This window comes from Moraxella tarda (assembly GCF_035181405.1).
Lineage (GTDB): Bacteria > Pseudomonadota > Gammaproteobacteria > Pseudomonadales > Moraxellaceae > Moraxella.
In genome coordinates, this window is the sequence record NZ_JAYGGV010000001.1 from 485952 (window position 1) to 505591 (window position 19640).

The following is a 19640-nucleotide window of genomic DNA, read 5'->3' on the forward strand; positions in this document are numbered from 1 at the left end:
CACCCTTAATGGCATTTAATTTTAATTCAGTAATTTTTAATTCAGTAATAAGGCCCAACCAATTATATGAAAAAATTCACACATTGTATGTATCAATTTGTTAGTAGTCTGGTGGCAACAAAATATCAAAATCACACAAAAAAAATATGTTAAGATGAAGGTATTTTAACATATTTAAAGATAAACCCATGTATATTAGCGTGTTTAAATTTATGCTGGTGATTGCAACAACCGCACTGGTGCTAGGCTGTGACAAACCCAACCAGATAATGAGCAAAGTCAACCAAAAAATTGACCATCGTGAAGATTCTGCCATCACCAGACGAGACCAACAACTTCAAGACAATGTCAATGAACACACCGCCATCATCAATGAAGACACGGTTATTTTGGCAGATGGCCACCTAAGTTCAGTAAAAACTGCACGCTATCAACCAAGTTTTTCATTAAAGGGTGTCATCACGCCTGCTCAGCATACCACCTTAAAAAGCATGAGCGACGCTACAATAGATGCAATTTTGGTTAATGTAGGCGATGCGGTCAAACATGGGCAGGCACTCATCACGCTATCTACAATCACACCAGCCCAAGCAGATGATTCACAAAACAAAAAACCCCATCAAATCATTACAATAACCGCCCCATTTGACGGCATAATTGACAGCATTGACATCAATCAAACAGATACCATCAGCACCCATACTCCACTGATTAGCCTATCAGATGTGTCAAAATACCAATTCATCAGCCACTTACCAAGCAACCTACAATCGCACATTCAAATTGGCAATACCGTGGATTTAACCGTACATGGCAGACCTTTTAGTGGACAAGTAGCACTTATCGAAACTTCGCCATCAAAGCAAAATACGATTGATGTATATGTAAAAATCTCCCCCACCAAAGAAAACCGTAATGCACTCAAATCTGGGCAAATCGCCAAAGGCATCATTGAATATGGTCAAATAGAAGTAGGTGCCCTCGTACCAGATTTTGCCATCATCGGCGAAAACCTGCAACCTCTTAACCTTGCCCAATTATATGCCCCACCCCACAAACCCCTTGCACCAATTCCCGCTTACGCATGGGTCGTCAAACAAGACGCAAGTCTAAAACTTGCAAAAATCCATGTCATTGAATACCAGACCACAACACGCCGATTTTTAGTATCAGGCATCACCGATGACAGCCTGCTTGTGTTGACAAACTTACCCAAAGATGCCAATGGTAAGCGTGCGGTCATTGATTAGACCCATCTTGTTCAACGCAGGTCAATTGTTACAGACGAATCATAAAAATGGATAAAACCTTACGCAATTCTTGGAAAGATTGCACAAAATCCATAAAAATTCAAAATTAGCTACAATTTAACACTTGCTAATATTGTTAAAGATTGGCAAGATATACCCTAATTTTTAGTTTTTCTTTTTAATTTTTTTTTGGGAATGTGGAACAACAGCCATGAATAAGCAAATTTTACTCATTGAAGATGACCCAGATTTGGCAGAATTAGTCAGTGAATATCTGTCAATGAATTACTACGAGATACATCATGCCGCCACAGGCCAAGCAGGCCTTGATTTACTTGATGCCAAAGAACGCGACATCAGCCTGATTGTGCTTGATTTGATGTTGCCTGACATGGACGGTATGCAAGTGTGTCAAAAAGTGCGTGGTGCTAAAAACCCTCAGATTAATAAAGTACCCATCGTGATGCTAACCGCCAAAGGCGATACCACCGACCGTGTATTGGGTCTTGAAATGGGAGCAGATGATTACATCTCCAAGCCATTTGAGCCACGCGAACTGCTGGCACGCATCCGTGCTGTACTGCGTCGCCACGAGACACCAAATCAAGCCAACCTACACTCTGGCAGTCTAACCTTTGGGCGTTTGGCCATATTTCCAGACAGCCACGAGGTAACCATCGATGACAAAATTGTTCGTCTAACCACTCATCAATTTCAACTATTGCACTACTTTGCAACCCACGCAGGCAAGGTGCTCAATCGTGAACAACTATGGCAAGCCATGCCAAATGATGACAGCTCTGAGAATATTGACCGTGCGATTGATGTGCATATCTCTCGTTTGCGTGCATTGATTGAGGACAATCCACGCCAGCCTAAGCGTATCATCACAGTACGAGGTGTTGGCTATCAGTTTGCCACCGACCAAGTGTGATCTTTTTATGTTACAAGACCATCACTTAGATGGTCTTTTTTGTTTAAGTCAAAGGTGCTTATTAAATGATTTGTTTTAATAAGCTTAAAAAAAATTCACATCAAAATTGGCATGATTTATGAAAAATCGTTTTGGTCTTAATTCAGTTTTTGCTCAGCTTTTTGTGAGTGTTTTTTTGGCAATCATTGCTTTTGCGATTGCCATGGTACTGCTTGCCCAATTGGTGCATAATAATTCTGACAGCATGCGTTCAAAGGCAATTGCCGAACAAATCATGACGCAAATCAATCCGCTCATCGCCGAAGCCGAAGCCTTAAACAAAAAAAATGAATTGCTACGAGCAAGATTTATATTGGTCATCGTTAAGCGTAGCTTTGATATTTTTGATGAGAGCTTAAATGCCAAAATTGGATTGTACGCACCTGATGGTGAGTTGGTCTTACAAACCGAAGACAGTGGTCTGCCACCAAAAATTAGTCAAGACGAAACATGGCTTGACATCATCATGCCTGATGTGTTCTCACCCACCAATCACCATGTTACTTTGACAAATGCCTCAGGCTATCGATTGTGGTATGAAAGTCGCACACCACCACCAGAACGGCCATTTGTTGCGATACTAAACTTATTTACAGGCACACTACTGCTTGTACTCATCATGTCGGCAGTGCTATGGTGGATTGCCCGAAACATCACTTGGCGTATCAATCATCTAAGCCGACAAATGCTAAAACTCGGTGATGGCGATTTTAGCGTAAGAGCCGATGAACAAGGCAATGACGAGATTGCCACACTCGCCTATGGTTTTAACCAATCTGCCCAAAAAATTGAACAGCTTATCAACGCCAACAATCTGCTTCTTGCTCATGCCTCACACGAGTTTCGCACGCCAATCACACGCATTCGCTTGCAAATTGAGATGATGAATATGCTTGCTGACAAACTAAATGATGACGATAAAGCGAAATTTGACAAGCGAGCCACCGCCATCAACCGTGATTTGACAGGACTGAACGACTTGGTAGAAAGTATCTTGCTGGTCAGTCGTCTGGATGCAGGTCATGCTTTAGAATCTACCGAACAAGTTGATTTGTATGAGTTGATACGCACAGAATGCCAGCATTATTCTGAAGTATCGTTATTTGCCGAATCTGTTGTCATGACCGCTCAACCTAAGCTACTGACTCATCTGATACGCAACTTACTTAACAATGCCATGATTCATGGCATCGCACCCATTGAAGTCTATGTTTATGAGACAATAGATGCGACCAATGCAGGCGATATTCCAAGTACTTTGGTAGAGACTTCACTTACCGCCAATGACAGCGAAACGCCCAAGAAAGTCAAAAAACCTTTGCTGAGTTTTTCAAGGCAAAAAGACCAGCCGTCCAAAGAACCTGCTTTTGCTGTGATTGCAGTAATTGACCAAGGCAATGGCATACCCCAAGACAAACGCATTGATATTTTTAGTCCATTTGTGCGTCTAAAACAAGAAAAAAAGGGCTCAGGGCTTGGCTTATCACTGGTTTCACAAATCATAGAGGCACATCATGGTCAAATCATTACCGATACATGGCAAGGTAAGACTCGCTTTTTGGTAACACTGCCCTTAAAGTCAAAAACAGGCTTTAAGGACAACCAAAATACCTAATCAAACCAAAATCAAAAGCCATCATAACGATGGCTTTTTGCTACTTAATTCAACACCATTTGATAGAATAAATCATTTTTTTGCATCAAACATTAAGCGTGCTGCTTCCAAAACATAAGCTTCGTCCTCTGGTAATTTAGGGCGTAGATTTTCTTTCATTGCACCACGCTCTTCGGCCAGTGCATCTACGCTGGCTTGATAAGTCGCCCAATCGGTATAAGGCTTTTCACCCATGGCTTGACGGCGTGCATTTTCAGCAGCCAAAGTACGATTCTCAACTTCTTTGGTTTTGGCACGGCGTTTGTCAATATTGACATCGGTCGGCTTTTTACGGTCATCAAGAGCTCGAATGGCATTAAGTTCAGTAAGGTACTGAAACTGTGGATTTTTGGCTTGGCGAGCTTTGGAAATGGCGGACAATCTTTTAATCAAATCTTGGTTGTACTCACCTTCTGCAACAAAATTAGTGGTAGCAATCATGTCCCATTCAAGTGGGTTTTTATACTCTCTTTCGCCAAACTCAATACCCTCATAGATATTGACCAATTCAATGTCAGGCACCACGCCCTTGTTCTGGGTACTACCGCCATTGATGCGGTAGAATTTACGCTGAGTAATCGTCGCTGAACCAAGTGCCAAATCATCACGCCGAGATTGGGCAGAGCCCTTGCCTGTTGTGGTGCTACCAACAACCAAACCACGCCCATAATCTTGTATCGCCGCCGAAAAAATCTCCGATGCAGATGCTGAACCCAGATTAATTAATACTGACATATCGCCCGCATACAACTGTTCCCCACCATCTTCATCAGCATAAACTTGTACATTGCCCTGATTGTCACGAATTTGCACGACAGGACCTTGTTTAATAAAAAGCCCAAGCATTTTTGCCACTTCATCAAGAGAGCCACCAGGGTTGTTACGCAAATCCACCACCAAGCCATCAATACCCTCTTCTCTTAGTGCTTTTAATGCTTTTTCGGTATCAAAACTAACCGACCGATAATCATTAACACCAACACCGCTAAGACGGGCTTTGAAATTTAAATAAAAACTTGGAATCTCAATCACGCCCACACGCTTGGTTGCCCCATCGTATGGCACCTCAACCACACGATACTGCACACCAGATTCATCTTGCTTGACGACATCACGCACAATAGTAACATTGCGTGCAGCACTGTCTGGAGCATTAGGCTGTTTGACCTTGATGGTTACAGGCGTTCCTTTTGCACCACGAATCAATGCCACAATTTCACGCGTGGTAAATCCAATGGTATCAACCATTTTACCATCTTCTTGTGCCACCCCAATAATAAGATCATTAGCTCTGATTTGCCCTGTTTTTTGAGCAGGTCCACCATCAACCAAACTGATGATGCGTGTATAGTCAGGGTTTTTGCGATCAGGACGAATTGACACACCGATACCTTCTAATTGCAAATTTGATTGAATCTGCATTTCATTAGCCTGCACAGGTGCATAATAATTACTGTGTGGGTCATATGCCATCATCGCCGCATTTAAGATACCCTCCATAATTTCATCATTTTTTAGGCGGCCAAGTTGTTGCTTTTGGCGATTAATGCGATTAAGCAAAATTTCATTTGGCGTACGGTTCTCACCCTTAACCAAATCCTGACCCTTGGCAAGCTCTGGGTTTTCCAAAAACGCCTTGTCTTTTGCTTTATCATCTTCTTGGTTTAGCGTGATATTAATGAGTGCATAAGCGGTCTGGTTTTGCCAATATTGTCGTTGTTCCGCCTCATCTTTAAAGCGTGGTGCATCTTCACGGTCAAGAATGATGGCCTGATCGGTGTGCAGATTCACATCACCTGCAAGCATTTGTTTGGCCGTGTCATAATATTCATTAGCACGAGTGCGATAGCGTTCAAAAATCTCTATCCCTGCGGACAAATCGCCTCGTTTTAATCGTTCAGCATAAGTATCACCATACTTATTCATGAATTCATCAACATCAGATTGCAACAGCAGCGTGCGTGATGCGTCCAAACTATCAAAATAAGTTTCTAGGATTTTTTTGCCCATTTGACGGTCAAGCGGTTGTTTTAGATAATGTGTGCGATCAAGCAATAAAGACACTTGGCGTGCAACCATTTTTTGCTCAATATTTGGCTCAAAGCCCTGCTTGTCTGACGCCTGTGCCACCATGCCAACACTTTGTGCCAATAGTACACTCACAATGGCTGTCGCCATGCCCGACCACAAAAATTGTCGTTTCATTATATTCACCTATAATTGCAATCAATATTAAAAATTATTAAGAAAAATTGGCATTATCTTATCATACTCAATCTTGTTTGTGTGATGGTTTTTGTGAGTAAATTTCTTTAAATAGATACATTCCTCCAAAATCATGGCATAATAAGCAACATTATTAAAATTTTAGCAAAATATAGGTAAAACATGGCAAATGGCATCATTATGGCCGATGTAGATGGCACAGTTTTAACAGACGCAGATAAAAAATTTTTGGCAAATGATGAGATTGGCGGTATCATCATCTTTGCACGCAATGTCCAATCTGCCACACAAGTGCGTGCACTTACCGATGCCATACGAGCCATCAACCCAAACATCATCATTGCTGCCGACCAAGAAGGCGGACGCGTCGCACGCTTTCGAAATGGTTTTTCACCCCTGCCTGCCATGGGTGAACTTGGCAAAATTTATGACAAAAATCACAAGTTGGCCTCATCGCTTGCCTATGATGCAGGCTATTTGATGGCGTGCGAAGTGCTGGCAGTGGGTGTAGACATCAGCTTTGCACCTGTGCTAGACATCAATGGGTGCAGCACGGTGATTGGCGACCGTGCTTTTCACACCAAACCACAAATTGTTACCAAGCTGTCTGCACAATTCATTGATGGTATGCACGATGCTGGCATGAAAGCCACGGGCAAGCATTTTCCTGGTCATGGCTCCATTGCTCCCGACTCACACATTGCTGAGGCGGTAGATAATCGCAAGCTTGATGAGATTTGGGAACAAGACTTGATCAGTTTTAGACAAAATTTGGATAAACTAGATGCCATCATGCCTGCTCATGTCATTTTTAGCCAAGTTGATGATAAGCCCGCTGGCTTTTCTACCATCTGGCTGCAAGAGATTTTAAGAAAACAATTGGGGTTTGATGGCGTCATTTTTAGTGATGATTTATCTATGAAAGCAGCCTGTGTCGTTGGTGGCGTCAAAGAGCGTGTTGAGTACGCCATCAATGCAGGCTGTGATATGGCATTAGTATGCAACAATCGTGAAGATGCCCTACAAGCTGTACATACTGCCAAAAAAATGCCCAATCTGCCAAACCGTTTTCACCGCATGAAAAGCATCATTCCTACTTGGCAAGGCGACTTAGACTCATCTTGTCAAGTTTTCCCACACTATCATGTTGCCAAAGACAATATACAACGCACTTTTTTTATGAATCATGCAGACACCATCAAACCAAAAGACCCAACCGATTATATTAATAAGGCATAAAACAAAGAGGTGATCATGTATCATATATTCGGACACACCAGCCCTGACACAGACGCTTTTGCCTCAGCGTTTGTGATGGCATACTATCTAAACGCACAAGACATTCATGCCACCGCCTATCGACTTGGCAAGCCAAACCCTGAAACAGCTTTTATGATTGAGCATTTATCCAATTGGTTTGCTGATGAAATGTACAGATTGGACAACGATTTATTGCCTTATTTGGATCCCAATAATCCATTGACCACCTTAACAAAAGGGGATAAAATCGGCTTAACTGACCACAACGAACAGACTCAATCGATTGCCAATTTATTTGATTTTGACATTTGCTTTATTATTGATCATCACAAATTAAATTTATCCACACCCACAACCGCTTATGTTCGCATAGCACCTTTTGGTTGCACTTGTACAATTTTATACGAAATGCTTGTTCAAAAATCCATCACCATCACACCATTCATTGCCACACTCATGCTATTTGCCATCATCTCAGACACTCTTAATTTAACTGGCCCTACCACGACTGACGATGACAAATATGTGTTAAAAAAATTATTAAAAATCATTGGCTTATCAAAAAATGATCAAGACAAACTGGCTGAGCAAATGTTTTTGGCAAAAAGCAATATTCATCATCTATCTGCTCGTGAAATTTTATTAATGGATTATAAAGAATACAACTTTGGTGATAAAAAATGGGGCATTGCAGGCATTGAGACAATGGACATTTCTCAGATTTTGGCACGCTGTGATGAATTGGCACAAATGGCCCACACACTCCAAAAACAAAAGAATCTTGACCACTTTATGGTTGCCATTGCCAACATTAAGGATAAAATCGGCTATGCCCTCACCCATGATGCCAAGCAAGACGCCATCATCAGTAAGGTCTTTAATGCCGTACCAAAAAATGGTTTGTTTATTTTAGATGGTATCGTCAGTCGCAAAAAACAAATTGTTCCTTTGCTTGAAAATCATTACCATCACTCATCAAAAAAGTATCTCACATCTGAACAATAACAAGGTTAAAAAGGTTTGAAAAATGTTTGGCATCACCGACTTAATCACTTATCTTATTGGCGTCATTGTGGTCATCACACTACCTGGACCAAACACTCTATATTGCCTATCAGTATCGGCCTCACAGGGTAGAAAAGCAGGAGCATGGGTGATGGCAGGCGTTCTCATCGGCGATAGCTTGCTCATGCTCGCTACCGTCTTGGGGGCGGGCACACTGTTAAAAATCTATCCTGCTGTGTTTGATGGCATCAAACTCATCGGTGGAGGTTATTTGGCATATCTTGGCATACGGCTCATCATCGGAGCGTATCATACCTTTAAAAATCGCCATATGATTGCAGGCAAGACTTTCACTCCGCCCAATATCCCCAAGCAAAACTTTTTTTATCGCTCTTTATCACTGAGTCTTACCAATCCTAAGGCAATTTTGTTTTTCTTATCATTTTTTGTGCAGTTTGTTGATCCTAGCTACGATAAGCCATTTTTAAGCTTTTTTATCTTGGCGTTGATTTTGCAAATCGTGAGCTTTTCTTATTTGACCTTACTGACTTTTAGTGGCAAAAAACTGGCTGATCTGTTCGGTACCCGCCCTATGGTGATGGCGTTGGCAATGCTATTGGTTGGCTGTTTATTTATTAGTTTTGGGGTGAATTTATGGTTGACAAAGGTATAAACTGACCAAAACCTTCTCAAGCCGATTGATTTAGATTTTAGCTTGCCATACCACCATCTAAATATTTAAAAAACCCCAAAGCCGACACTTTGGGGTTTGTTGTGTTCAAGGTTTATGTTGTTTACATTGAGAGCTTGATAAAAATCAGTCGCCTGTATAGCCTTTTAACTTCAATCTGGCTTTGTGCAAAAGTGGCTCGGTATAGCCTGACGGTTGGTCTTTGCCTTCAAATATCAAGCTGACAGCGGTATTAAAAGCAATATTGCTGTCAAAGTCGGTCGCCATTGGGCGATAATCTTTGTCGTTGGCATTTTGGGCATCTACCACTTTTGCCATTCGTTTTAGGCTGTCCATGACTTCATCTTTGCTGACGATGTTGTGCATAAGCCAGTTGGCGATATGCTGACTTGAAATTCGCAAAGTGGCACGGTCTTCCATAAGTCCAACATTATGAATATCAGGCACCTTAGAACAGCCCACGCCCAAATCCACCCAACGCACAACATAGCCTAATATGCCTTGACAGTTGTTATCAAGTTCACGGCGTTTTTCATCATCGCTCCAATTTGTATCGCTTGCTAGGGGTAGGGTCAAAAGCGTGTCAAGGCTTGGCATTGTTTGTGATTTTAGGTCAAGCTGGCGGTCAAATACATTGCATTTGTGGTAGTGCATAGCGTGGATAACCGCACCACTTGGCGATGGCACCCACGCACAGCTTGCCCCTGCTGTGGGGTGTTCAATCTTGGTGCGATACATATCGGCAAGCTCATCAGGCTTTGGCCACATACCCTTACCGATTTGGGCTTTGCCAGTTAGTCCTGCATTTAATCCAATACTGACATTGCGTTTTTCATAAGCATCAAACCACGCTTGGGCTTTGATGTCGGCTTTTTTGACAAACGCCCCTGCGTGCATTGCCGTGTGAATCTCATCGCCTGTTCTGTCCATAAAGCCTGTATTGATAAAAATAGTACGGTCTTTTGCTTTTTCAATACAATTTTTTAGATTGATACTGGTGCGTTTTTCTTCGTCCATAATGCCTATTTTTAGGCTGTTTTTGGGTAGATTTGCCAGTTTTTCGGCACGCTCAAATAATTCTATGGCAAACGCCACTTCTTGTGAGCCGTGCATTTTTGGCTTGACGATATACATAGAGCCTGTGCGAGAATTACGCAAAGTATTTTTGCCACGAATATCAATCACGCTAAGTAGTGGCGTGATAAGCGTATCCATAATGCCTTCAAAAATTTCTTCGCCGTTTACCAAAATCGCAGGATTTGTCATCAAATGTCCAACATTACGAATAAGCATAACCGAGCGACCGTGCAAGGTTTGGGTTTGTCCATTAATATCGGTAAAAGTACGGTCTGGGTTTAGCTTGCGAGTGATTTGTTTGCCGTTTTTTTCTAGCTTTTCAGACAAATCGCCTGTCATTAGACCCAGCCAGTTGCGATAGCCTTCCACTTTTTCTTCGGCATCTACTGCCGCTACTGAGTCTTCTAAATCTTGAATGGTGGTAACGGCCGATTCTAAAATCACATCTTTGACGCCTGCTTTATCGTCTTTACCGATTAAATGATTGCGGTCAATTTGGATAATGGTGTGTAAGCCGTTGTTTTTTAGGATAATTTCGGTGGGATTTTCTCTTGTTCCGTTATACCCAATGAGTTGTTCGGGAAATTTCAAAATCTCAGAACTACCATCAGAAAATATGGCAATTAACTGATTTGGAACGGTTGTAAGATACTCTTTCTTAAACACTGCAACCAATTCCGTTTTTGAAATAGAATATGATACTACATCAGAATGGGAGCGTTTATCGGTTAATGGGAAAGTTTCATCAAGAAAATTTTTGGCAAATTCAATGACTTTTGCCCCACGAATCGGATTATAGCCTTTGCCTTTTTCCGCACCGCCCGTCTCATCAATAACATCAAAACCATACAAAGCGTCATACAAACTGCCCCAGCGTGCATTGGCGGCATTTAGAGCATAGCGGGCGTTACGCACAGGCACAACCAGCTGAGCACCTGCCATTGTAGCAATCTCATCGTCAACTTGTGTGGTGGTAATTTCAAAATCGTCCACAGGTTTTTCAAGATAACCAATATCGCTCAAAAACTGCTTATAGGCGTTTAGTTCATAGGCGTTGTTTTTGTGCCAATCATCAATTTGGGTTTGTAATTGTTCACGCTTTTGTAAAAGTGCTTTATTTTTTGGGGTTAAATCAAGCACCGCTTGTTCAAAGTTTTGCCAAAATTCATCGCTTGCGATGTTAGCAATCGGCAAGGCTTCATTTTCAATAAAATCAAATAAAATTTTATCAATGGCGAGCAAGCCTTTGTTGATACGAGTTGTGGGCATAATTTTTTCCTTTTGATTTGGGTGTTGGATTTAAAATTTTAAAGTGAAATTAAAAAGCGTAAAATAAATGATAAAATTTTCATTTAAAAAAGCTGACTTTAAAATTTTAACCAAAAAATTTTTAAAAATTAACAATTTTATGAAAAAACGGTGTTTTTACCAAGCAAAACACCGTTTTTATCTTTGTTTAAAAATTAACCACCAAATTGGTTCATTGTGTTTTTACTGGCGTCGCCTGCTTTTAGGGCGTTTTCGCCAGAAAAAATCTCTTTGTGGTCATCGCCAATATCCGAACCTGCCATTGCTTGATGTTTGACACAAGCGATACCGCCACGGATTTCTTTACGCTGAACACCTGCTACATAAGCGAGCATACCTTCATCGCCAAAGTAGCCTTTGGCAAGCTCGTGGGTAGAAAGTGCAGCGGTGTGATAAGTGGGCAAGGTGATTAAATGGTGGAATACACCTGCTTCACGAGCAGCATCTTTTTGGAAGGTACGAATTTTGTCGTCCGCATCAAGTGCCAGTTCGCTGTCGTCATATTTAGCGTCCATTAGCTTGTCTCGCTCATAGCCTGATACATCTTTGCCTTGTGCGACCCAGCGGTCATAGGCTTGCTGACGAAAATTGAGCGTCCAGTTAAAAGACGGCGAGTTGTTGTAGACCAATTTGGCGTTTGGTACTTGTTTTTTGATATCATCAACAAAGCGTGCAATCCCTGCTACATCTGGGGTTGGTGTTTCAATCCAAATCATATCCGCCCCATTTTGTAGCGAAGTTACGCAGTCTAGCACCACTCTGTCGTGCTGAGTGCCTTCACGGAACTGATACAAACCAGACGCTAGGCGAGTGGGTCTGTGTAATTTGCCGTCTCGTTTGATTAAAATTTCATCGTCAAGCGCATCGCTGATGTCAATTTCGGTGGTTTCAAGATAGCTGATGTATTTGCTTGCCAAATCGCCTTTTTGTTTGCTGACTGGGATTTTTTGAGTTAAGTCCGCTCCTTCTGAGTCGGTGCGAGCGACAATTACACCATCATCTACGCCAAGCTCCAAAAACGCATAACGCACAGCGTTGATTTTTGCTAAAAAGTCTTCGTGTGGTACGGTAACTTTGCCTGCTTGATGCCCACATTGCTTGGCGTCTGATACTTGGTTTTCAATTTGAATGGCACACGCCCCAGCTTCAATCATTTGCTTGGTTAGTAAATAAGTAGCTTCTTCATTACCAAAACCTGCATCAATATCGGCAATAATTGGTACGATGTGTGTCTCAAAGTTGTCAATTTGGCTTTCTAGCTCTTTGACTTTGGCACTATCGCCAGCGTCTTCGGCTTTTTGTAAGGCACGAAATAGGTCGTTTAATTCTTTGGCATCAGCTTGGCGTAAAAAAGTGTAAATTTCTTCAATCAGCTTTGGCACAGCGGTTTTTTCGTGCATAGATTGGTCAGGCAGTGGTCCAAATTCAGAACGCAGTGCCGCCACCATCCAACCTGACAGATAGATGTAGCGTTTGGCGGTTGTGCCAAAATATTTTTTATTGGCAATCATTTTTTGCTGGGCGATAAATCCGTGCCAACAGCCCAAAGACTGTGTGTATTTGCTGTTGTCAGCATCATACTGAGCCATATCTTGACGCATAATGCCAGCGGTATATTTGGCAATGTCTAGCCCTGTTTTAAAGCGGTTTTGCACCATCATACGAGCCGCATCTTCTGGACGAATGGCGTGCCAAGTGCCACCTAATTTTTCTTTAACACCACGAACGTGTTCTAATGCTGATTGATAAGTCATCGTAATCTCCTAAATTCCATGTTGGTACATTGTCATCAGTGTAGCAGCCTGCCACACCAGTCAAATCACTGCCGATACCAGTGAATACTAGTAAAAATTAACTGCGTGCGATTCTTGTCATACAGAATACTCAAAAATACAGCTTTTATCCAATATCAAGCCATAATGTTCAATATTTTTAAAATAAATGATATAAAAATTACCATTAAAAATTTTGTATCTTTATCATCCAACCTTATGAAAATACATTGATTTTATTAAAATCCACCATTTTTGATATCCAAAAATCACCAAAAAAATTATTAAGATTCCCCTTAAAATATTTAAAAAAGTCATAAAAAATTACCAAAATTTTCTTAAAAATCATCGCTAATTTTTAAGATATATTGCTTTTTATGCTACAATCTTACGGATTAAAATCATAATTTTCATTAAAAAACCTTCACCAAAATGACACCACCAGCCACCCTACTACCATACCTAACCACGCAAGGCTCACTAACTGCAATGCTAGAAGCTAAGGCAGGTCAAATCCTGAGAGTCAAAGTCATCAAAGAAGAATGGCAACCCATTGATTTTAAAAACAAAAAAATCTTAAACTTACCAGTTCACCGCCCTGCTTTGGCCTGGGTGCGTGAAGTACTACTTTTTGGCAATGATGAACAGGCATGGATTCACGCCAAAAGTATCTTTCCTCAGCCCAGCTTAATTGGCAATGCCAAACGATTACGCCATCTAAAAGACACGCCAATTGGCTATGTGATGTTTAAAAAATCAAGAACCTTGCCTTGTCAGCGACATATTTTTAAGCATGATGGGCAATTTAAAAGAGCCAGTATCTATGATTGGCAGGGGCGATACATTTTAGTGGAGGAAATTTTTTTACATGGCTTTATCACAAGTTTTGAAAAATTTTAAAGCCATGTAAACTGGCTTTAATGCCTCATTTTTATCAAGCCAAATCGCACGAAAACACATAAAGCATTGTGTTTATTTTTAATAAATTATGATACACTAACAAAACTTTCAACTCATCACTCAATCCCAACAAAAGGTGCAAAATCATGTTTAAAGACATCTCTTTACACGCCTACGACCCAGAATTGGCAGCCATCATTGATAAAGAAGGTTGGCGTCAAGAAAACCATATTGAACTCATTGCATCAGAAAACTACTGCTCTCCTTCGGTCATGGAAGCCCAAGGTTCAAACCTGACCAACAAATACGCCGAAGGTTATCCAACCAAACGCTATTATGGTGGCTGTGAGAATGTGGACATCATCGAGCAAATTGCCATTGATCGTGCCAAAGAACTTTTCGGTGCAGATTACGCCAATGTTCAGCCACACTCAGGCTCAAGTGCCAATGCGGCCGTCTATTTAGCTTTATTAGAAGCTGGTGATACCGTCATGGGCATGAGTTTGGCACATGGTGGACATCTAACACATGGTGCAAGCGTATCATTTTCTGGCAAAACTTATAATGCGGTGCATTACGGCATTGATGAAAACGGCCTGCTTGATTATGATGAAATCCAGCGTCTTGCCAACGAGCATAAGCCCAAGATGATCATCGCAGGCTTTTCTGCCTACTCACAAATCATGGACTGGCAACGCTTTCGTGAGATTGCCGATAGCGTAGGTGCTTATCTCATGGTGGACATGGCACATGTGGCGGGCTTGGTAGCTGCTGGCATCTATCCAAATCCAGTACAAATCGCTGATGTAACCACCACTACCACTCACAAAACTTTGCGTGGCCCACGCTCAGGTCTTATCCTTGCAAAGGCCAATGAAGAGATTGAGAAAAAACTAAATTCTGCCGTATTCCCTGGCTCGCAAGGTGGTCCGCTCATGCACGCCATCGCTGCTAAAGCCGTATGCTTTAAAGAGGCCATGACCGATAAATACAAAGCATATCAACAACAAGTTGTAAAAAATGCACAAGCCATGGCAAAAACCATCATCGCTCGTGGGTATGATGTTGTTTCTGGCGGCACAGAAAACCATCTAATGCTCATCAGCCTAATCAAACAAGGCATCACAGGTAAAGAAGCAGACAAATGGCTGGGCGATGCTCATATCACCGTCAACAAAAACTCTGTACCAAATGATCCAAAATCACCATTTGTCACCTCAGGCATTCGCATCGGTACACCTGCCGTAACCACTCGTGGCTTTAAAGAAGAAGAATGTGTAGATTTGGCAAACTGGATTTGCGATGTGTTAGACGCTCGTGGTGACGAAGCAGTGCTTAGTGAGGTTCGCAAGAAGGTTGGCGAGGTATGCAAACGCCTGCCTGTATACCAAAAATCAAAAACCAAAGAGCTTTTTGTCAAAATCAGTGAAATGATTGACGAACAGGCTGACAGTGAATTTGTTCATACTGCCAAAGAAAAATTCAATGAGTTTTATGAAAAAGCAATGGAAAAAATCAATAAATAATCATCAAATTCATCTCACAAAAAAGCCACCCAGCAAGGTGGCTTTTTTAACACATACAATCACAAGGCCAACCGCCTCATATATTTCTCATATATTTTGTCAATTTTTCAATCTATAAATTTAAATCTATAAACTTGGCCATAGACCATCTGATAGCCTATTTGGCAATCATTGCCAGACACTCTGACACCATCACCATGCCAACAACACTTGTTACCGCCACTGCAGAACCATAACCACCACAGTTTAATCCACTTTCACACGCTGTCGCCATTTTTAGTTGCTCGGTCGAATAGACGCATTTCATGGCAAATTTACCTTTTTTATTTTGGCTGATATTTTTTTCTTTTAAGCGGGTGCGTAATTTAGCAAGCAATGGATCTTGGGTTACATCTTTTAGGTCTGCCACTTTAATTTGTGTCGGATCTATCTTGCCACCCACACCACCTGAGATGATGAGCTTAATCTTATTAAATCGGCAATGCAAACTGATGGCAAGTTTTGCACTCATATCATCAACACAATCAAGCACAACCACTTTAATGCCTTGTTTGGCCAATGCCCAAATTTCATTTTTAGATGGTAAAATTTCTTTGATATTATCCGCCGTCAAAAAATCATCAATCAAATTTAGTGTTAAATTTGGATTAATCTGATGCAATCTGTCTGCCATGGCATGAATTTTAGATTCGCCCAGCGTCCCATCAAGTGCAGGCAACTGACGGTTAATATTGCTCTCAACCAACACATCCAAGTCCACCAAGGTCAGCTTACCCACACCAGTTCTAGCAAGCCCCTCAATCGCCCAAGAGCCCACGCCGCCCACGCCGATGACATAAACATGAGCATTCATGAATTTTTCAAAGTCTGCTCCATATAGCGTACGCGTGCCCATAAAACGGCGTGTCATCAAATCACTCATCATTCATAAATCCACTGCTGGCGTAACGCTTCATTGCTATTTTCCCATAACCGTCTTGCCAAAATTTCTTTATCCATACCAAATAAATTCGCCAACTCATTAATCACATAAATCAAATTGGCAGGCTCATTTGGACCACCCAAATGCTGGTGAGGCAAAGGCATCATATCAGGGCAGTCTGTTTCAATAACAAATGCATCAGCACCATATTTTTCAAACACTGCCATCACCGCACGACGAAGTTTTTTTGCATTTGGATTGGTGATTTGCCCTGTAATACCAAGCTTAAACCCCATTTTAACAAAAGCAAGCGCCTCTTGTTCGCCACCGCTAAAACTGTGTGCGATGCCACCTTGTTCATCAGCACGATATTTTTGAGACTTTAAAATTTGCAATACCTGCCCATGTGCTTTGCGAATATGCAAGATAACAGGCAATCCATACATCTTAGCAAGGTTGATTTGCTCAATAAAAAATTTTTGCTGTTTTTTAAAAATTTCAGACTCATTAAAATATTTCGGATAAGTATCTAGACCAATCTCAGCAATGGCAACACTCTCATACGACCTAATAAAATCATCAAGTAAAATCAGGTCATTTTCACTTTGTTCAAGGATATATAAGGGGTGCAAGCCAAATGCCAAGTGTGCCTGTACAGCCAAATTAAATTTCAACATTTCGCTTTGAACATCTATCATTTGTCCAAAGTATTTTGCCAAAAACCCAATCAGCAGCAGATGACGCACACCATTTTCATGTGCTTTTTTTGTCAAACTGGCACGATTGGCATCAAACTCTGACACATCAAAGTGTGTATGCGTATCAATCAAACGAATCATGATGGCTTAGGTTTGTCATTAGGTTTTTGAGTGCTGCGTCTTGGTAATAACAATAAAGTTACAGCAATCACAATTTTAATTAAGGTGATTTTCTTCATCACAACAGTTCTTGCGTTTTTTAATGGGTTTGAAAAGCTTACTTTTTAGCGGTCTTTTGGTCAGTTCATTAAGCAATGATGCTGAGTGGTATGGAACATGTGCTGATGGCACAATTTTGCGTGCAGCCTCAATATGTTTGACATGGTCATCAAAGAAAATATGCGGTGCAAAAGTTTTTAGCACACGGGTTTTGCTCAACCCTCCTAAAAAAAACGCCACATCAACACTGACACCCCATTCACGCAAAGTTTTGATGGCTCTCATATCAGCAGGAGCATTTCTTGCAGTTACCAATGCAATACGAATTGGGCTATTGTCGGCATTGGTATCATTTGGTAGCCTGCTTTGCAATCTAGATAGTTTAATTAAAAAATCTGCATAAGGACCCTTGTCCATCGGCAAATCCATTTTTTCATTTTCATAGCGATGAAAGGCTTGTAATCCATGTTGCTGAAAAACCAACTCACTCGCCTCATCAAAAAGTACAGCATCGCCATCAAAAGCAATACGCAATTGTTCTGTATCCAGCTTTGAAATATCAATAGGGCCAGCATCTAAAATAGCACAAGCACAAACTCGCGCATCGGCAACTTTTTGAGCATCTTCTTGATTGGTGGTTAAAAATAAATCAACATCAAAATCTTTAATATAGTCTGTTACCGAAGCCCCAGAAATAAAAGCCGAACGAGTAATCTCCAGACCGTGTGTACGGATAGCATTTAAAACCTGAATACCCATATCTGGCGTCGATTTTGAAACAATCACTACTTCAACAAATGGTGATTCATTGTGATACTCTTTATCTTGATCATATTTATTTAAATTTAAAAGAGCCTTAATGAGTGGATAACCAGTTCCCGCTGCAAGTGGCTCTTTCTCATGTGCTTGCATATATTCATGAAAATGTTTTGCCGCTGTTTTTTCATCTTCTTGCACAAACTTAGCCATTGTTTTTTCAACATCTGTCAGATCAAACAATGCTGTTGCTGAAATTGCCACTATCAATGTGTTTGAAAAATCTACCGGCATCTTTATCCTCAACAATCAATATTCAATCTACTTCCATATTTTTCTGAAACCATACCATTCATATTAACAACTATCTGAAAACTATGAGTTTTTTCTTTAAATATATTACAGTACTTGATATGCCCAAAATTACCCCGAGGTTTGCCTGTATCGCCCATGAACTTTATATAATCCCGACCAGCAGAAACGCTCATACTGATTATACCATATCTAAGAGACAACGCCTCTTTAATGATAACAATATCCTTTTTCTTATCAAATTTATTATTTCTATTAGTATCGATAAAAACCAAAAGATTGTCTTGAGCAACTTTACTACACACATCATTATTCATTGGACAAATCAAGACATCTTGACCACGAATACGGCTTTCAATTTTTGCCAAGCGAATGGCCTCATGAATGTGCCTACGCACCTCATGCGCTTCAATTCGTTGCATCATGGCAATATAAGTAGGCTGTGCAAAAAAGATAAGTACAGCCACAATTGTAAGAACTGCCATCATTTCAACTAAAGTAAAACCGCTTTGCCAAAACCGTATCAAGGCCACTTCTCAACCCCTCCTTTTAGTTACATCACACCCCACTGTCAACCCCCAAAAACCCCCTCCAACAACCGTTGAAGGGGGCTAAATAAGGTGCTGACGATGACCTACTCTCACATGGGCGAACCACACTACCATCGGCGCTAAGACGTTTCACTTCTGAGTTCGGGAAGGGATCAGGTGGTTCCATCTTGCTATTGTCGTCAGCGTAAAAGGATTAACAACGCTGCTATGAGTCTGTTTTTTTAAGTTTGTTTCACTTTTTAAGTTAAAAAGTAAATTCATTCAAGATTGATTCAAGCTTGTTAGGTAAAATCTTACACTTACCATTCAACACTGAGTGTTTGATGACTGATTCACAGTATCTAAACCACTTGGGTGTTGTATGGTCAAGCCAAACGGGCAATTAGTATTGGTTAGCTACACACATCGCTGTGCTTCCACACCCAACCTATCAACGTCGTAGTCTACAACGGCCCTTTAGGGAAATCTTATCTTGAGGTGGGCTTCCCGCTTAGATGCTTTCAGCGGTTATCCCATCCGAACGTAGCTACTCGGCAATGC

The 19640-nt window shown here is 41.1% G+C and carries 15 protein-coding genes and 2 rRNA genes; 8 read left to right on the plus strand and 9 right to left on the minus strand.

Translation table 11 applies throughout. The annotated features are described in order from the left end of the window. Positions 1-188 precede the first annotated feature (188 nt). The 3 genes from U9670_RS02405 to U9670_RS02415 all read left to right on the plus strand — a co-directional run bounded on the left by U9670_RS02405 (position 189) and on the right by U9670_RS02415 (position 3838). Positions 189-1250, plus strand: coding sequence for an efflux RND transporter periplasmic adaptor subunit (locus U9670_RS02405; RefSeq protein WP_323841612.1), 1062 nt, complete (start codon positions 189-191; stop codon positions 1248-1250). 211 nt (positions 1251-1461) lie between these two features. Next, a complete protein-coding gene (locus tag U9670_RS02410) occupies positions 1462-2184 on the plus strand; it encodes a response regulator transcription factor (RefSeq protein WP_323841611.1) in 723 nt (240 codons plus the stop codon). Positions 2185-2302: 118 nt separating this feature from the next. Next, complete coding sequence (locus U9670_RS02415) at positions 2303-3838, plus strand: sensor histidine kinase (RefSeq protein WP_323841610.1); 1536 nt, start codon at positions 2303-2305, stop codon at positions 3836-3838. 72 nt (positions 3839-3910) lie between these two features. Here the strand turns inward: U9670_RS02415 and U9670_RS02420 are convergent, their stop codons facing one another. Then, the gene (locus U9670_RS02420) at positions 3911-6085 is read right to left on the minus strand and encodes a carboxy terminal-processing peptidase (RefSeq protein ID WP_323841859.1); all 2175 of its coding nucleotides are present in this window, start codon (positions 6083-6085) and stop codon (positions 3911-3913) included. A 180-nt stretch (positions 6086-6265) separates the two neighbouring features. Here U9670_RS02420 and nagZ point away from each other — a divergent pair, with 180 nt between their 5' ends. Genes nagZ through leuE form a run of 3 tightly spaced genes read left to right on the plus strand, consistent with a single transcriptional unit; the run spans position 6266 to position 9041 of the window. Continuing rightward, positions 6266-7342 carry a beta-N-acetylhexosaminidase gene (nagZ, locus tag U9670_RS02425; protein WP_323841609.1) on the plus strand — a complete coding sequence of 359 codons (1077 nt, stop codon included), beginning with the start codon at positions 6266-6268 and terminating at the stop codon, positions 7340-7342. A 15-nt stretch (positions 7343-7357) separates the two neighbouring features. After that, positions 7358-8368 carry a DHH family phosphoesterase gene (locus tag U9670_RS02430; protein ID WP_323841608.1) on the plus strand — a complete coding sequence of 337 codons (1011 nt, stop codon included), beginning with the start codon at positions 7358-7360 and terminating at the stop codon, positions 8366-8368. Positions 8369-8390: 22 nt separating this feature from the next. Continuing rightward, on the plus strand, positions 8391-9041 hold the full coding sequence (leuE, locus tag U9670_RS02435) for a leucine efflux protein LeuE (protein ID WP_323841607.1): 651 nt from the start codon (positions 8391-8393) through the stop codon (positions 9039-9041). Positions 9042-9185: 144 nt separating this feature from the next. Here the strand turns inward: leuE and U9670_RS02440 are convergent, their stop codons facing one another. Beyond that, complete coding sequence (locus U9670_RS02440; RefSeq protein ID WP_323841606.1) at positions 9186-11405, minus strand: malate synthase G; 2220 nt, start codon at positions 11403-11405, stop codon at positions 9186-9188. Between the two features lie 194 nt (positions 11406-11599). Further along, positions 11600-13198 (minus strand): isocitrate lyase, encoded by a 1599-nt coding sequence (locus tag U9670_RS02445; RefSeq protein WP_323841605.1) that lies wholly within the window; start codon positions 13196-13198, stop codon positions 11600-11602. A gap of 450 nt (positions 13199-13648) precedes the next feature. Between U9670_RS02445 and U9670_RS02450 the strand changes: the two genes are divergently transcribed. Continuing rightward, entirely contained in the window at positions 13649-14116 is a 468-nt protein-coding gene (locus U9670_RS02450) for a chorismate--pyruvate lyase family protein (protein WP_323841604.1), read from the plus strand. 146 nt (positions 14117-14262) lie between these two features. Then, the gene (glyA, locus tag U9670_RS02455; protein ID WP_323841603.1) at positions 14263-15642 is read left to right on the plus strand and encodes a serine hydroxymethyltransferase; all 1380 of its coding nucleotides are present in this window, start codon (positions 14263-14265) and stop codon (positions 15640-15642) included. A 157-nt stretch (positions 15643-15799) separates the two neighbouring features. On the opposite strand, the gene U9670_RS02460 is transcribed toward glyA, so the two are convergent. The 6 genes from U9670_RS02460 to U9670_RS02485 form a co-directional block, all read right to left on the minus strand. Further along, the gene (locus U9670_RS02460) at positions 15800-16564 is read right to left on the minus strand and encodes a tRNA threonylcarbamoyladenosine dehydratase (RefSeq protein ID WP_323841858.1); all 765 of its coding nucleotides are present in this window, start codon (positions 16562-16564) and stop codon (positions 15800-15802) included. Continuing rightward, positions 16564-17403 carry a TatD family hydrolase gene (locus U9670_RS02465; protein ID WP_323841602.1) on the minus strand — a complete coding sequence of 280 codons (840 nt, stop codon included), beginning with the start codon at positions 17401-17403 and terminating at the stop codon, positions 16564-16566. Before U9670_RS02465 ends, U9670_RS02460 begins: the two co-directional genes overlap by 1 nt. A 75-nt stretch (positions 17404-17478) precedes the next feature. Continuing rightward, entirely contained in the window at positions 17479-18531 is a 1053-nt protein-coding gene (locus U9670_RS02470) for a 5'-nucleotidase (protein WP_323841601.1), read from the minus strand. Between the two features lie 8 nt (positions 18532-18539). Beyond that, positions 18540-19082: a GspH/FimT family pseudopilin gene (locus U9670_RS02475; RefSeq protein ID WP_323841600.1), complete on the minus strand. Its 543-nt coding sequence runs from the start codon at positions 19080-19082 to the stop codon at positions 18540-18542. 88 nt (positions 19083-19170) lie between these two features. Further along, positions 19171-19284 (minus strand): 5S ribosomal RNA (gene rrf / locus U9670_RS02480). A 177-nt stretch (positions 19285-19461) separates the two neighbouring features. Then, positions 19462-19640: ribosomal RNA gene (locus U9670_RS02485) — 23S ribosomal RNA — on the minus strand; the annotation flags it as partial.